The following is a 15,567-nucleotide window of genomic DNA, read 5'->3' on the forward strand; positions in this document are numbered from 1 at the left end:
TCAGCGGGTCGCCCGGCATTTCTTAGCGCCGAGAAGAGGCTGGTTAACAGCCGACCTGGGACTTTGTGTACACCAGGCTCTTCTGAGCAGTTGTCCACAGCGGTGAATACCGCAATCCGGGGCTCGCCCGCACGATCTTCGGCATGCAGAGACTGGTCGTGGCATCGGAGGCCATCGCCTCGGGTCGACTGACGCGCCGCGAGCTCACCCGCGACTACAGCAGGGTGTACCGCAACGTCTACGTGCCCACCGGCACCACATTGTCGGCTGCCGAGCGGGCGAAGGCCGCCTGGCTGTCCTCCGGCCGCGACGCCGTGATGTGCGGGTTGTCCGCGGCCGCACTGTTGGGCAGCAGGTGGATCCCCGACGACGCTCCCGCCGACGTGCTGGGTCGTCACCACCGCAGGGATGACGGCATCGTTGTCCACGCTGAACGCGTGCCGGCCGAGGAGTTGGTCTGGTGCCAGGGCGTCCGCTGCACCGACGTCGAGCGAACGGTGTTCGACCTGGGTCGTCGACTCCTTTTCCCAGAGAATCTGATTCGGGTCGATGCACTGTTGAACGCGACGGGTGTGCCGGTCGAGGGGATCGCTGGAATCGCCGACAGGTATCGGGGCGCGCGCAACATCCGTCGCCTCGATGAAGTGCTGCGCCTTGCCGATGGCGGCGCCGAGTCACCCCAGGAGAGTCGGGTGCGGATCGTCCTGATCGAAGGTGGGCTCCCGCGCCCGGCCACGCAGATCAGGGTCGGCCGGAGGCGGGTCGACATGGGCTGGCCGGAGTGGAAGGTCGGCGTGGAATACGACGGCGCGCAGCACTGGACGGACATTGACCAGCATGGCGGCGACATCGCCAGGCTGGAGTACCTGCATCAGATGGACTGGGTGATCGTGCGAGTGGTCGCAGCGCACCTGCGAGACCCGCAGCTGATCATCGAGCGCGTGGTGGCGGCGTTGCGCGCGAAGGGTTGGCAGGGCTCGCTGGCGCCGGTGCAGATCGGGCCAGCCGTTCAGTCACCGAAAAGAGGCTGGTGAACAGCCCTCCTGGCACTTTGTGTGAGGCGGGCTCTTCTCGGAGAGGAGGGGACGTCGGCCCGTCGCCGAGAAGAGCCTAAAGAACAGCCGACCTGGGCTTTTATGTACGGCAGCCTCTTCTGGGCGCCGAGGGGATAGGGCGAGGGATTCCTAGCTGGTGGTGTCGAGCAGGCGGCGCAGCACCTCGACGGATGCCGCCAGCACCTCGCGGTCGGCGGCGTCCAATTCCTCGAGCATGGGATTGACGACCGCGGCCCGGTCAGCGCGTACTCGCTGCAGCGTGGCCCTGCCATCGTCGGTGATCCGGATCAACACCGCCCTGGCATCGGACGGATCGGGGGTGCGAGTCACCAGGCCGGCGTCTTCGAGTCGGCGCACCTGGGTGGTCATCGTCGGCTGTGCGCAGTTGTCCAATGCGGCCAGGTCCGAGATGCGGGCCTCGCCACGGTCTTCGACCATCGACAGCAGCCGGGCCTGAGCCCATGGCAGCGGAAGTCGAGTGCGCTGCGTCGCCATGCGGTTGAATCGAGCGACAACGGCGAGCAGGTCCACCCCGAGTTCGGTCGTGGTTGAAGGCATAAGTGCGATATTACATAGATTGGCTATGTAGATCAAGCAAGGGCGCGTCGCCCCCGTCGACCGCCCTGGCAGAATCGTGAAATGACTGCGACCCGGCCCAACGCCCCAGACACGCGGGCCCGGTCGCTGCGTCCCGCCGAAATCGCCCAGGCCGCCGTCATGGCCGCCCTCACCGCTGCGTGCGCCGTGATCGCCGTCGTCGTGCCGTTCGCGCAGGGCGCTTCGCTGCTCGGCATGGTGCCGATGGGTCTGCTCGCGTATCGCTACCGGCTGCGGGTCCTGATCGCGGCCGCGTTCGCCGGCGCCATCATCGCGTTCCTCGTCGCCGGACTCGGCGGCTTCATGACGGTGCTCAACAGCGCCTACATCGGCGGCCTGACGGGCGTGGTCAAACGCCGAGGCCGAGGCGCCCCGACCGTGCTGGTGTCCTCGGTCATCGCCGGACTGCTCTTCGGTGTGTTCGCGGTCGGCGCACTGACCATGCTGACGCGCCTGCGCTCGCTGCTGTTCGACACCATCGAGGCCAACGCGAAGGGCACCGCGCGGTTCCTCGAGGGCACCGCCGATTTCATCGCCAAAGCCGACTGGTGGCCCCTGCAGCGAGTCGCGGACGTGGTGAGGTGGCCCGCCGAACCCCTGCGTGACCTCGTCGCCGGCGCGCTGACCTACTGGCCGCTGCTCATCATGGGTTACTCGGTGATGATCATCCTGGTCGTCTCGATGATCGGCTATTGGGTGCTGTCGCGCGTGCTGGAGCGCCTGCGCGGCATCCCCGACGTGCACAAACTCGACACCCCACCCGATGGCGGCGCGGGCCCGCTGCCGGTGGCGTTGCGCGACGTGTCGTTCCGCTATCCCAAGGCCGAGCACGACGCCCTGGCGCCGCTGACTCTCGACATCAACGTCGGCGAGCACGTCGCGGTCACGGGCGCCAACGGCTCGGGCAAGACCACGCTGATGCTCGTCCTCGCCGGCCGCGAACCGACGGGCGGCACCGTCACCCGACCCGGCGCGGTGGCCCTCGGCGAGGCCGGCGGCACCTCGGTGGTGCTGCAGCACCCCGAAAGTCAGGTGCTCGGAACTCGCGTCGCCGACGACGTCGTGTGGGGCCTTCCGCCGGGCCGGCACGTCGACGTCGACGCGCTGCTGACCGAGGTGGGCCTGGCCGGTATGGGCGACCGCGACACCGGCGGCCTGTCCGGCGGTGAACTGCAGCGCCTGGCCGTCGCGGGTGCGCTGGCCCGCGACCCCGCGCTGTTGATCGCCGACGAGGTCACGTCGATGGTCGACCAGGCCGGTCGCGACGCCCTGCTGGATCTGCTCTCGGGGCTGCCCAAGCGGCACCCGATGAGCGTCGTGCAGATCACCCACTACGCCGGCGAAGCCGAGGCGGCCGACCGCGTCGTCAGCCTCTCGGAATCTCTGGACAACACCGCGATGGTCGACGTCGCCGCCGTCCCGACGCCCGCGGGCTCGGTCGCGCACAGCGGCTCCGGCGCCCCGATCATCGAAGTCGTCGGCGTCGGCCACGAGTACAGCTCCGGCACACCGTGGGCCAAGTCCGCGCTGCGCGACGTCAGCTTCACGGTGCACGAGGGCGACGGCCTGCTGATCCACGGCGGCAACGGGTCGGGCAAGTCGACGCTGGCCTGGATCATGGCCGGACTCATCGCCCCGTCTGAAGGACGCTGCCTGATCGCCGGAAAGCCTGCCGCCGAGCAGCGCGGTGAGGTGGCGGTCGCCTTCCAGGCCGCCCGCCTGCAACTGCTGCGCCCCCGCGTGGACCTGGAAGTCGCATCGGCGGCGGGCTTTTCACCCAACGACTCGGCTCGCGTCACGGCCGCCCTCGCTGCGGTCGGCCTCGACGCGGCCATCGCACGCCGGCGCATCGACCAGTTGTCCGGCGGACAGATGCGCCGAGTGGTGCTCGCCGGACTGCTGGCGCGCAAACCGCGCGTGCTGATCCTCGACGAACCCCTGGCCGGCGTCGATGCCGCCAACCAGCGCCACCTGCTGCGGCTTCTCGAGGACCTGCGCCGTGAGACCGGGTTGACGGTCGTGGTGATCTCGCACGACTTCGTCGGGTTGGAGGGGTTGTGCCCACGGATCCTGCATCTGCGTGACGGTGCGGTGGAGCCCTCGCCCACCCCGGTGAAGGGGATGAGCTGATGACCGCGCCCACCAAACGGCAGCGTCGCCCGGTGGTGCTGATGCGCCCGGTACCCGGGCCGTCGCCCGTCCATGACCTGTGGGCGGGAACGAAGCTGATTGCGGTGTTCGTGTTCTCGGCGCTGCTCACGTTCTACCCCGGCTGGATTCCGATCCTCGCCCTCGGCGTGCTGGTGTTGGTGGTCGCACGCCTGGCCCGCGTCACGCGCGGCACGCTGCCGACCATTCCGGTGTGGCTTTGGGCAATCATCGCCTTCGGCGCGTTCACCGCGGCTCTCGGCGGCGGCGGACCCGAAGTGACCTTGGGCTCAGTGGAATTCGGCCTAGGTGGGCTGCTGAACTTCACCCGGATCAACCTCCTGGCCGTGGTGCTGCTCGGGCTGTGCATGCTGGTGTCGTGGACCACGAACGTCGCCGATGTCGCGCCCGCGATCGCCACATTGGGCAGGCCGCTCAAGGTGTTCCGCATCCCGATCGACGACTGGGCGGTGGCCACAGCGTTGGTGCTGCGCTCGTTCCCCATGCTGATCGACGAGTTCCGGGTGCTCTACGCGGCGCGCAGGCTGCGGCCGAGGCCGCACCTGAGCACCCGTCGGATGCGGTTCCGGCGGTGGGGATTCGATCTGGTGGATCTTCTGGCGGCAGCGATGACCACCGCGCTGCGCCGCGGCGACGAGATGGGCGACGCGATCACCGCGCGCGGCGGCACCGGGCAGATCTCGGCGGCGCCGTCACGGCCGAAGCTGCGTGACTGGGTGGCGCTGGCCGTGGTGTTCGGCGTGTGTGCGGCCTGTGTGCTCTCCGAACTGTTCCTGCTGCCGACCGTTCCGACGCGCTGACTCAGCGCTGCGCCGCGGTGTTGGCGGCGTGCTCGGCCTCGGCCAGCGCGCGTTCGACGGGTAGGCGCCCGAGGAACATCTCGTCGAAGAACGGCTTGATCGCCTGGAAGCCCGCGGCGAACCCGGCGCCCCCGGGCGCCTCGATGCGGGGGCCGTCGAGCACGTCGAAGAACGGTCGGACGTCGACACCCCGTCGCGTCCAGTAGTCGCGGTACACCCTCTGCGCCGCGAGCACCGCGGGAATGGCCGACCCGGACCGGCCGACGTGGGCATTGCCTGCCTCGCTGCCGAGCCAGTCCAAGACGCGGCGGGTGGCCTCCGGATGTCGGGTCGCCGAACTGCCCGCCGCCACGATCCCGTTGGTCACGCTGACCCGGCCGGCCGGGCCCGCAGGCAGCAGTGCGACGCCCCACGTGAAGCTCGCCTGCGCGATGTTGGCCAGGTTGTAGGTGCCCGACTGGAACAGCGCCATGCGCCCGGCCAGGAACTGGTTGCGGGAGAAGTCGCCATTGTCGTTGGTGGCCGCGGCGGGCGGCGCCACATGATCGGTGTTGATCAGCGTGACCAGGTAGTCGAATGCGCGGGCGGCCTGCGGATTGTTGAACGTGAACCGGTCGGCGTCGGAGAAGGTGCCGCCCGCCGACCCGATGAAGTTGAGGTAGATGCCCTGCAGGTCGTTGGCCGCGTTGTAACCCCATTGCCGTACCCGGGTGGGGTCGAATCCCGGGGTGGATGCGGTGCGGCCCGCGGCGTCGACCGTGAGGCGGGCCGCCAGTGGGCGCAGGGAGTCGTCGGGGCCGCCCCAGCGCAGTGTGTCGAGGACGCCCGCGTCCACGCCCGCGGCCGTCAGCAGGTCGGCGTTGTAGTACAGCGCGATGCCGGCGTCGGTGAGTTGCGGGACGCCCCAGAGTGTTCCGTTGCGGGTGAACTGCTCGACAACCGAGGGCTCCCACGCCGACGACGGCGTGATGGGCATGAGTCGGCCGCTGTCGGCGTATTCGGCGAAGTAGCTGTTGCTGATCCAGAAGATGTCGTCAGCGCTGCCACCGGCCACGTCGGTGCGCAGCGTGTCGAAGTAGCTGGCGTAGGCGACGGTGTTGATGCGGACGTCGACGTCGGGGTTGGCCGCGGTGAACGCGTCGAACGACTCCCGATACGCCGCAGCCACCTGTTGGTCCCACAACCGGACGGTGACGACGGTGCGCCCGGACGGGTCGGTGTCACGGCCCAACAGCACCGCGGAGACCACCAGGATGACCGCAAGAGCCAGCACCCCGAGGGCGAACAGCGTCGAGAACCGCGGCCGCGTCATTTCAGCCCCGTCACCACGATCGAGCGCACGATGTGGCGTTGGAACACCAGGAACAGCACGATCAGCGGGACGATCGCGACCGTGGTCGCGGCCATCACCAGCGTCCACTGCGCGTTGTACTGCGACTGCAGGCCCGCCGTGGCCACCGTCAGCACCCGCCACTGCGACCCACTCGTGATCACCAACGGCCACATGAACGAATTCCATTGGCTGACCACGGTGATCAACGCGAGGGTCACCAGGATGGGCCGACTGGCCGGCAGCACGACGTGCACCAGCACGTCGAGGGTGTTGGCGCCGTCGATGCGCGCGGCCCGTTCCAGATCACGCGGGATGGACCGAAAGTGCTCCCGCAGCAGGAAGATTGCATACGGCGACCCGAAGACGAACGGCAACACCAGTGCCCAGAAGGTGTTTCGCATCCCCACCTGGGCCATCATCAGATACAGCGGCACCACGGTCACCGTCGCGGGCACCATCAGGGTCGCGACGTACACCCAGAAGAGCCCATCCCGGCCCGGAAACTCCAGGCGCGCGAACGCATAGGCGGCCAGCACCGAGAAGGTCAGTTGGCCCACCAGAATGACGGCGGTCATCAGCGCGGTGACCAGCAGTGCGCGGCCGAACCCGAATTCGGTCAGGCCCGTGTAGTTGGCCAGCGTCGGCGGATCCGGCAGCGACAGGGGAGATCCGGTGGCGAACTGCTCGGCTGAGGTGACCGACGTCAGCAGCGCGAGCCCGAACGGCGCCAGCGTGATCACCGCGCCGACGGCCAGGCCCAGGTAGATCAGCGCGTTACGTGAGTTCATAGCTGATCCGTCGGCGGAAGTAGAGGTGCTGGACGATGGTCACCCCGACCAGGATCACGAACAGCACGATGGCCATGACGGCCGCGCGCCCGATGGCCGCGGCGCCGAACGCCTCGGCGTAGATGCGATGGGCCACCAGATCGGTGCGGTTCTGCGGGCCGCCGCCGGTCAGGGCGTACACGGTGTCGAACACCTGCGCCGCGCTGATCACGCCCGTCACGGCGACGAAGAACAGCGTCGGGCGCAGCATCGGCACGGTGATCCGCGTGAATCGCTGCCACGCCGACGCGCCGTCGACCAGTGCCGCGGCCTGGATCTGCGGCGGGATGGCCAGGATGCCCGCCACGAAGAACAGCGTGGTGTAGCCGACGTTGGACCACACGGTCACGGCCGACACCATGGGCAGGGCCAGGCCCGGGTCGGTGAGCCAGTCGATCTGATGACCGAGCACCGTGCTGACCGCGCCGTCGGTCGGCGCCAGGATCCACCGCCACAGCACCGCGATCGCCAGGGGTGCGCACACCCACGGCAGCACGTAGATCGTGCGGAACACGCCGCTGCCGGGAAGTTCGCGTGCCAGCAGAACGGCCGCCGCCAAGCCCAGAATGATCTGTGCGGGCACCACCAGCACGATGAACACACACGTCACCAGCAGCGACCCGCCGAAATTCGGATCCGTGAGCACCGCGTGCCAATTGTCCAGCCCCACATAGCGGATGGGGCCCAGCAGATCCCAGCGGTGCAGGCTCAGCCACACCACGACCAGCATCGGCAGCAGCAGGAACGCCGCGACGCCGAACAGGCTCGGCGCCAACAGCGCATACGCCAGCGCGGCTGTCTGTCTGCGCCTGGGCATCGGTCCATTAAACCGCCGATAAGCTCGGATCGTGATCACCCTCGACCGGCTCGTCAACGTGCTCGGTGGCTACGGGGTGGTGTCGCGCCTGGATGCGGTGCCACGTTCCACCGAACTGCGCAGCGTGGTGATCCCCGAACCCGGCGTCATCGGCGATGTGGTGCTGGCGATCGGTGCCGCGAGCGTGGCCGAGGCGGTGTCCTGGGCGGCCGATGCCGGCGCGGCGGCCGTGCTGGTCCGCGCCGACGACGACGCCGATCCGGTGGAGCCCAAGGTCGCGGTGCTGCGCGTCGACCCCACGGTGCCGTGGAGTGAGATGGCCGCCGTGGTCTACGGCCTGGTGCTCGAGGGACGTGAGACGGAGTCGGGACGGGGCCCCACGGACCTCTTCGCGCTGGCCGACAGCCTCGCCGATGCCATCGGGGGTCCGGTGGTGATCGAAGACCGGCGCAGCCAGGTGCTGGCGTATTCACGGATGCAGGCCGACGCCGACCCGGCGCGCGCACAGACGATTCTGGCCCGCCAGGCACCGCCCGGACTGCGGGCGCTGTTCGACAAGCTGGGCGTGACGGCCAAGCTCACGTCGTCCGACGAGCCGTTCTTCATCAAACCCGATCCGGCGCATGGGTTGTCGGGACGCATGGTGGTCGCCGCACGCGTCGGACGCGAACCGCTGGGGTCGGTGTGGGTCTCGTGTCCGCGGGCGCTGCGCGGTGCGGCGGCGCGGGCACTGTCCGACGGAGCGCGCACGGTCGCGCTGCACCTGCTGCGATCCCGCGCCAGCGCGGACCTGGAACGGCAGGTCGAGTCCGAGTCGGTGATCCGTCTGCTCGACGGCACCGCCGACGCGGCGACCGTCGCGAGCCGGATGGGCCTGCCGCCCGGGCCGCTGCGCGTGATCGCGGTGCGGCCCCGCGCCGAGGGGGAGTCGCACACCGCGCTGCTGGTGGCCTTCGAACAGGCCACGGCCGGGTTCGGCTGGTCGAGGCCGGGGCGCAGCGCGGTCGCCGACACCACGGTGTACACCGTGCTGCCCACCGAGGCCGCCGATCAGGGTCGGGCGTGGGTGGCGGCCCTGAGCGCGGCGCTGCCGGAGTCGGCGACCGTGTGGGCGGGGATCAGCGCGCCGGCCGTTGTCGACGAATTGAGCACCGCGCGAAGCGAAGCCGACGAATGCTTGGCCCTGCACGAGGCCCGCGGCGGTGCGGTGCCGGCCTACGACGAATCGTGGGACGACATCCTGTTGCAGAGGCTGCGGGCCGCCGCGGGCTCAGGTCGTGGGCCGTCCCGGGGACCGGTGGCCGAACTGCAGCGCCACGACGAGGAGCACCGCACGCCGTTCGTCGCCACGCTGCGGGCCTGGCTTGAGGCGCAGGGAGATTCCGTGGCCGCGGCGTCGCGCCTGGGGGTGCATGAGAACACCGTGCGCAACCGCCTGCGGACCATCACGCGGGTGACCCGGGTCGACCTCGGTGACCCGCAGAAACGCCTGGCGATGATGATCGAACTCGCCGCTGTGGAAAACCCACAATCTCCGCCTGCTTGACTGTCGCTTTACCACACCAGAGTGCTGTCATCGGGGGCGATGATGGTCACAGAAGGGAGGTGTGCGGTGACGGATCGCATAGACGGGGGGCCACGGTCGGTGGTCGTCGTGGGTGCAGGCATCGTCGGCCTGTCCACCGCGTGGTTCCTGCAGGAGCGGGGGGTCGACGTGACGGTCGTCGACCGCGAGGGGGTGGGCGCCGGTGCGTCCTGGGGTAACGCGGGGTGGATCGCCCCCGCGCTGGCGATCCCGCTGAACCAGCCTGCGGTGCTCCGCTACGGCCTGGCATCGCTGTTGAACCCCACTGCACCGCTGCGCATTTCGCCGAAACCGGATGTGGGGCGGGCTCGGTTCCTCGCCAAGTTCGCCAGCAACTGCCGGCACGCGAAGGCGCGCGAGGTGGTACGGGCCAACCTGCCGATGAACGAAGAGTGCTTCGAGGCGTTCGACGTGCTGACGGGCAACGGCGTCGACGTGCCCCGCACCGAGACGGCGATCACCGCACTGTTCCGCGACGGGCGCGACGCCGACGTGCTGCGCCACGAGCTCGCGGATATGCGGGCCGAGGGACAGCAGATTGATGTCACCGAACTCACCGGAGATGCACTGCGGGAACAGGTTCCGTTGGCCGGTCCCGCGGCCACTGTGGGATTGGCCGTGGAGAATCAGCGGTTCGTCGATCCGGGCCGGTTCGTGACGGCTCTCGGCGACGCGGTTGTCGAACGGGGCGCGAGCCTGCACAGATTCCGGGTCGTCGACATCGCCAAGCACCACGACGGAGTCATGGTCAAGGGCAGCGGTGGTGAGTTCCTGATTGCTGGCGCCGCCGTCGTCGCGACCGGGGCGTGGCTTCCCGGCCTCACGCGACGCTGGCGCCGCACCTGGGTCGAGGCTGGCCGTGGTTACTCGTTCACGGTGCCCACCGAGCGACCCGTGCTCGGTCCGATCTATCTGCCCACCGTGCGTGTCGCGTGCACGCCGTACCAGGGCGGACTGCGGGTGGCCGGGACCATGGAGTTCCGCGACGCCGACGATCCGGTGGTGCCCGCACGGGTCCGCGCGATCGCGTCGTCGGCCGCGACGATGCTCGACGGCGTCCGGTGGGACGAGATGCGTGACGTCTGGGTCGGGCCGCGCCCGGTCAGCGCCGACGGTCTGCCCTACATCGGCGAACTCGGTGATCGCGTGTACGTCGCTGGCGGTCACGGCATGTGGGGATTCGCGCACGGCCCCATCACGGGCCGACTGCTGACCGAGCAGATCACCACCGGCAAGCAACCCGAGGCGCTGGCGCCTTTCGACCCCCATCGTTCGGGACGCTAGAGCGTCCCATCCCAGGTCGTCAGGGGCGGAGCGGTTCCTTCGAGCCCGCCCCTGGCGACGACTCTTTTCACAGACCAGGAGATGACAATGACTGTTGCACAACGTATGTGGCTCACCCCCGTGGCTCGGCAGCGGCTCGAGGAGGAGCTCGCGACGCTCAAGAAGTGGACCGCCGAGACCTCGGAAGCGGACGACAGCAACGCAGTCGCGGTGCGGCGCGCGCAGCAGGGCCGCATCCAGGAGATCCACGAACTGCTGGTCAACGCGGTCGTGGGGGAGGACCCGCCCAATGACGGTGTCGCCGAACCCGGCATGGTGCTGACCGTGCACTTCGGCGACCCCGCGGACACCGAGACCTTCCTGCTGGGCGTACGCGGGGCGGACTACGGCGACATCGAGGTGTACTCGATGAGCTCGCCGCTGGGTGCGGCGATCGACGGTGCCCGCGTCGGGGAGGCCCGGCACTATGAGTTGCCCAACGGCGCCACCCAGGAGGTCACGCTGGTGCGTGCGGTTCCCTACGGCCTGCACGAGCACTAACCTGCCCTCAGCCCCCACCGCAGTTCTTAGGGCGAGCGCCCGTGTCTGTACGTTGACACGCCGCAATCCGCGTACAAAGTGGGGCTCTCGCGGAACAGGGGACGGGCGCTCGCGGAAGCCCGGACGGCTCGCGGGTGCCCAGGTCGCTCGCGGGTGCCCGGGTCGCTCGCGGGTGCCCGGGTCGCTCGCGGGTGCCCGGGTCGCTCGCGGGTGCCCGGGTCGCCGGCGAGCGTCCCCTTTCTGGCCGGCGAGCGTGCGGGTTGGTACAGCAGATCCCGGCGTTTCGCGTACCAACACGCCCGCTCGCGGGGGATGGCCCGGCCCGCTCGCGGGGGATGGCCCAGCCCGTTCGCGGGGGATGGCCCGGCCCGCTCGTGAGGGCACCCCACGCCGCGAGCACGGTGGGGGTTTGCCGCTACGGTGATCCCTGTGACGCCACGCCATGAAGTCGATCCAGATTTCCTCGCCCTCCCGCGCCACGACCTGGCCGAAGCCGCACTGAGCGCAGCCCAGGCCGTGGGCGCGAGCTATGCCGATCTGCGCATCCACCGGATCTCCACCGAGGTCGTGCACATGCGCGACGGCGAGTTGGAGAGCGCGGGGGTCGCGCGCGAGATCGGTGTGGCCGTTCGGGTGATCGTCGACGGCACCTGGGGATTCGCCTCCAACGCCGAACTGTCACCGCAGGTGGCAGCCGACACCGCGCGCCGGGCCGTCGCGGTGGCCCGCGCCCTGGCCCCGCTGAACACCGAGCGCATCGAGTTGGCGCCCGAGCCCGCGTACACCGACGTCACCTGGGTGTCGAGCTACCAGATCGACCCCTTCGACGTGCCCACCGCGGACAAGATCGCGGTGCTGGGCGAGTACTCCGGCCGGTTGCTGGCCTCCGATGGGGTCGACCACGTCTCGGCCGCGTTGAACTGCGTCAAGGAGCAGACGTTCTACGCCGACACGTTCGGTTCGAGGATCACTCAGCAGCGGGTCCGGCTGCAACCGGTGTTGGACGCCGTCGCGGTCGACGCCGCGTCGGGCACATTCGAGTCGATGCGCACCCTCGCCCCGCCCACCGGACGCGGCTGGGAGGTCGTGGCCTCCGACGACGTGTGGGACTGGAGCACCGAACTCGCACAGATCCCCGATCTGCTGGCCGAGAAGGTCAAGGCCCCCAGCGTCGTCGCGGGCCCGACGGACCTCGTGATCGATCCCACCAACCTGTGGCTGACCATCCACGAATCCATCGGCCACGCCACCGAATACGACCGCGCGATCGGCTACGAGGCCGCCTATGCCGGCACGTCGTTCGCCACCCCGGACAGGCTGGGCAGCATGCGCTACGGGTCGCCGGTCATGACCGTGACCGCCGACCGCACCGTCGAACACGGTCTGGCCACCATCGGTTTCGACGACGAGGGCGTGGCCGCGCAGAGCTGGGATCTGGTGCGCGACGGCGTCTTCGTCGGCTATCAGCTGGACCGGGTGTTCGCGCCGCGGTTGGGGCTGTCCCGGTCCAACGGCTGCTCGTACGCTGACTCGCCGCACCACGTGCCGATCCAACGGATGGCCAACGTGAGCCTGCAACCGGCCGCCGAGGACATCTCCACCGAGGACCTGATCAGCCGCGTGTCCGACGGCATCTACATCGTCGGCGACAAGTCGTGGTCAATCGACATGCAGCGCTACAACTTCCAGTTCACCGGGCAGCGGTTCTTCCGCATCAAGGACGGCCGCGTCGACGGTCAGCTTCGCGACGTCGCCTATCAGGCCACCACCACCGACTTCTGGAACTCGATGGAGGCCGTCGGCGGGCCGTCGACATGGCGCCTCGGCGGGGCGTTCAACTGCGGTAAGGCGCAGCCCGGTCAGGTCGCCGCGGTCAGCCACGGCTGCCCGTCGGCGCTGTTCCGGGGCGTCAACGTGCTCAACACGCGTGAGGAGGGCGGCCGATGATCCCGGCTCAGCAGGCCATCGATCTGGTGCTCGCCGAGGCCGCGCGCGCAGGCGGCGCGGACGAGACCATCGTGATCGTGTCCGACACGGCCGAGGCCTCGCTGCGGTGGGCGAACAACTCCATGACCACCAACGGCGAGTCGGTGCAGCGCAACACGACCGTGGTGTCGATCGTGCGGTCGGGTGACACCGCGCGGGTCGGGTCGCTGCACTCGACCGAAGTCGATCCCGAGGCGATCCCCGCGTTGGTCCGGGCGTCGCAGCAGGCCGCGCGCTCAGCGCCCGAGGCCCGCGATGCCTTCCCGCTGCTCACCGGCAGCGGTGAGGCCGCCGACTGGGACGCCGCCGCTGCGACGACCGGCGCCGAGGCGTTCGGCGGCGTGGCCACCGCGCTGAACCACGGGTTCCAGGGCTCCGACACCCTCTATGGGTTCGCCCATCACATCGTCGACACCACCTACTTGGCGACCTCGACCGGAATCCGGCGGCGGTTCACCCAGCCCACGGGTTCGGTCGAGATCAACGCCAAGCGCGACACCGCGAGCGCGTGGGCCGGCACCACGACCCCGTGGTTCACCGATGTACCGGTCGACGCGATGCTCGCCGAGTTGTCGATGCGCCTGGACTGGTCCCAGCGCACCGTGGAACTGCCCGCGGGCCGCTACGAGACGATCATGCCGCCGTCGACCGTGGCCGACATGATGATCTACCTCGGCTGGACCATGGAGGGCCGCGGTGCGCAGGAGGGTCGCACGGCGTTGTCGGCGCCCGGTGGCGGCACTCGCGTCGGCGAGCGCCTGGGTGAGCTGGGGTTGACGTTGTACTCCGATCCGAGTGCGCCGGGCCTGGAGTGCTCGCCGTTCGTGTCGGTGGGCAGTTCGTCGGAGACCGTGTCGGTGTTCGACAACGGGCTGGATGTCGGTCGGGTGGACTGGATTCGGGACGGCGTGATCAACGCGCTGGCCTACCCGCGTGCGGCGGCCGCCGAGTTCGACGTGCCCGTGTCGGTCCCGTGCTCCAACTTCCTGATGACCGGCGGCACAGGCGAATTGGCTGACCTCGTGGCGTCCACCGAGCGGGGCCTGCTGCTCACCACGCTGTGGTACATCCGCGAGGTCGACCCGACCACGCTGCTGTTGACCGGATTGACCCGTGACGGCGTCTATCTCGTCGAGGACGGCGAGGTGACCGCCGCGGTCAACAACTTCCGGTTCAACGAGAGCCCGCTGGATCTGCTGCGCCGCGCCACCGAGGCGGGACGCAGCGAGATCACGCTGCCCCGCGAGTGGGGCGACTGGGCCAAGCGCGCGCAGATGCCGTCGCTGCGGATCCCGGACTTCCACATGTCCTCGGTGAGCCAGGCGCAGTGACCCTGCCTGCTCAGTGCGTGAGGTCCAGGCCCGCGTAGACCTGGTCCAGCACGGTGGGCAGCAGCGCGTTCGCGGTGGTCTGCCCGTCCGGTGACAGCGTGAGGTTGGTCCAGATCACCAGCGTCACATCGTTGTCCGCGTCATGGCCCATAAAGGAGTTGAATCCCGGCATCTCGCCGCCGTGGTAGTACATCGAGGCGTCGGGGCTGTACCTCTGATACGAGATGCCGTAGCCGTACTGCTGCCAGTCGGGCTGGTCCGGGTCCTCCGGTTGCAGGCTGTCGCGCCATTGGCGTTGGTAATCGGGGTCGAACACGCCGCCTGTCACCAACGCGCGCATCCAGGTGGCCAGGTCGTTGGCCGTGGAGATCGCGCCGCCCGCCGCCGTGGCGTACGACGAGTTCTGGTGGGTGTAGTCGATCGGCTTGAGCTTCCCGGATTCCGCAGCAGCGGACATCTCGGCCGGGTAGTCCTCATCGACCATGGCGTACAACGTCTTTCCGTACATGTACCCGTGCGAGTACGGCTCCGGCAGCGCGGTGTCATCAGCGGCAGGAAGGCTGGTGTTGCGCAGGTCCAGCGGTTCGAAAAGGCGGGACTCGAACTGCCGCGCCAGGGGACGTCGGCCCGCCCGTTCGGCGGCCAGTCCCAGCAGCGCGTAGTTGGTGTTGCAGTACTCGTATTCGCTGTCGGGCCGGGCGTCCGGGGGATGGGCGAACGCGATCGCCAGCACCTCCTGTGGGGTCCACGCCTTTGCCGGACGCGCATCGAGTTGCTTCGACAGCCCGGGGTCGTTGGTGTAGCAGTAGAGCCCGCTGCGCATCTTCAGCAGATCCGACAGCGTGATGGAGGAACCATTCGGCACGTTCGGGACGTAGTCGGAGATCGGGTCGTCGAGTCGAAGCGCGCCGTCCTGAGCCAGCAGCACCGTCAGCGCGGCGGTCATGGTCTTGGTGTTCGACGCGATGCGGAAGTGCGTGTCCGGTGTCGGTGGTGAATCAACGCCCAACTGCGTCGTCCCGACGGCGGCCGTGAACGTGCCCTGCGGTGTGCGCAGCAGGACCAGGGCGCCGGGGACGTGCAGCTTGCCGGCAGCCGTCTCGACGGCCTTCTGGAACTCCGCTGCGTCGAGGTGGTTCAGCGCGTCAGATTCGCGCGCCGTACACCCGGACAATGCGACTACGCACGCCAACAGCATGCACCCTGCGACCTTCATCACCACATCCTGCCAGGATTCCGACAA

Annotated in this window: 13 protein-coding genes; 8 read left to right on the forward strand and 5 right to left on the reverse strand. The window is 69.2% G+C overall.

From position 1 onward, the window contains the following. The first annotated feature begins 143 nt into the window (after nucleotides 1–143). A complete protein-coding gene (locus G6N34_RS07545; protein WP_085151288.1) occupies nucleotides 144–1,034 on the forward strand; it encodes a type IV toxin-antitoxin system AbiEi family antitoxin in 891 nt (296 codons plus the stop codon). 150 nt (nucleotides 1,035–1,184) lie between these two features. Here G6N34_RS07545 and G6N34_RS07550 read toward each other — a convergent pair whose 3' ends face one another. Beyond that, complete coding sequence (locus G6N34_RS07550; RefSeq protein WP_085151289.1) at nucleotides 1,185–1,613, reverse strand: MarR family winged helix-turn-helix transcriptional regulator; 429 nt, start codon at nucleotides 1,611–1,613, stop codon at nucleotides 1,185–1,187. 81 nt (nucleotides 1,614–1,694) lie between these two features. Between G6N34_RS07550 and G6N34_RS07555 the strand changes: the two genes are divergently transcribed. Together G6N34_RS07555 and G6N34_RS07560 are read left to right on the forward strand one after the other, a co-directional pair. Beyond that, entirely contained in the window at nucleotides 1,695–3,782 is a 2,088-nt protein-coding gene (locus G6N34_RS07555; protein WP_085151290.1) for an ABC transporter ATP-binding protein, read from the forward strand. Next, nucleotides 3,782–4,621, forward strand: coding sequence for a CbiQ family ECF transporter T component (locus G6N34_RS07560; RefSeq protein ID WP_085151291.1), 840 nt, complete (start codon nucleotides 3,782–3,784; stop codon nucleotides 4,619–4,621). Before G6N34_RS07555 ends, G6N34_RS07560 begins: the two co-directional genes overlap by 1 nt. Nucleotide 4,622: 1 nt before the next feature. Here G6N34_RS07560 and G6N34_RS07565 read toward each other — a convergent pair whose 3' ends face one another. From G6N34_RS07565 to G6N34_RS07575, 3 genes are read right to left on the reverse strand one after another with little or no spacing between them, the layout of a single operon-like run. Beyond that, complete coding sequence (locus G6N34_RS07565) at nucleotides 4,623–5,933, reverse strand: ABC transporter substrate-binding protein (protein WP_085151292.1); 1,311 nt, start codon at nucleotides 5,931–5,933, stop codon at nucleotides 4,623–4,625. Then, nucleotides 5,930–6,742, reverse strand: coding sequence for a carbohydrate ABC transporter permease (locus G6N34_RS07570; RefSeq protein ID WP_085151293.1), 813 nt, complete (start codon nucleotides 6,740–6,742; stop codon nucleotides 5,930–5,932). The genes G6N34_RS07565 and G6N34_RS07570 overlap by 4 nt, the downstream gene beginning before the upstream one ends. Then, nucleotides 6,729–7,598 (reverse strand): carbohydrate ABC transporter permease, encoded by an 870-nt coding sequence (locus tag G6N34_RS07575; protein WP_085151294.1) that lies wholly within the window; start codon nucleotides 7,596–7,598, stop codon nucleotides 6,729–6,731. Before G6N34_RS07575 ends, G6N34_RS07570 begins: the two co-directional genes overlap by 14 nt. Nucleotides 7,599–7,629: 31 nt before the next feature. Between G6N34_RS07575 and G6N34_RS07580 the strand changes: the two genes are divergently transcribed. The 5 genes from G6N34_RS07580 (at nucleotide 7,630) to G6N34_RS07600 (ending at nucleotide 14,324) form a co-directional block, all read left to right on the forward strand. Further along, complete coding sequence (locus G6N34_RS07580; RefSeq protein WP_085151295.1) at nucleotides 7,630–9,144, forward strand: PucR family transcriptional regulator; 1,515 nt, start codon at nucleotides 7,630–7,632, stop codon at nucleotides 9,142–9,144. Between the two features lie 42 nt (nucleotides 9,145–9,186). Continuing rightward, entirely contained in the window at nucleotides 9,187–10,467 is a 1,281-nt protein-coding gene (locus tag G6N34_RS07585) for an NAD(P)/FAD-dependent oxidoreductase (protein ID WP_085151347.1), read from the forward strand. Between the two features lie 87 nt (nucleotides 10,468–10,554). Beyond that, nucleotides 10,555–11,007 carry a GreA/GreB family elongation factor gene (locus G6N34_RS07590; protein WP_085151296.1) on the forward strand — a complete coding sequence of 151 codons (453 nt, stop codon included), beginning with the start codon at nucleotides 10,555–10,557 and terminating at the stop codon, nucleotides 11,005–11,007. A gap of 429 nt (nucleotides 11,008–11,436) precedes the next feature. Further along, complete coding sequence (locus tag G6N34_RS07595; protein ID WP_085151297.1) at nucleotides 11,437–12,954, forward strand: TldD/PmbA family protein; 1,518 nt, start codon at nucleotides 11,437–11,439, stop codon at nucleotides 12,952–12,954. Continuing rightward, complete coding sequence (locus G6N34_RS07600; protein WP_085151298.1) at nucleotides 12,951–14,324, forward strand: metallopeptidase TldD-related protein; 1,374 nt, start codon at nucleotides 12,951–12,953, stop codon at nucleotides 14,322–14,324. Before G6N34_RS07595 ends, G6N34_RS07600 begins: the two co-directional genes overlap by 4 nt. A gap of 10 nt (nucleotides 14,325–14,334) precedes the next feature. On the opposite strand, the gene G6N34_RS07605 is transcribed toward G6N34_RS07600, so the two are convergent. Continuing rightward, nucleotides 14,335–15,540, reverse strand: a complete 1,206-nt coding sequence (locus G6N34_RS07605) for a serine hydrolase domain-containing protein (RefSeq protein ID WP_085151348.1) — start codon at nucleotides 15,538–15,540, stop codon at nucleotides 14,335–14,337. Nucleotides 15,541–15,567 lie beyond the last annotated feature (27 nt).

Source organism: Mycolicibacterium confluentis (assembly GCF_010729895.1).
Taxonomy (GTDB): Bacteria; Actinomycetota; Actinomycetes; order Mycobacteriales; family Mycobacteriaceae; genus Mycobacterium; species Mycobacterium confluentis.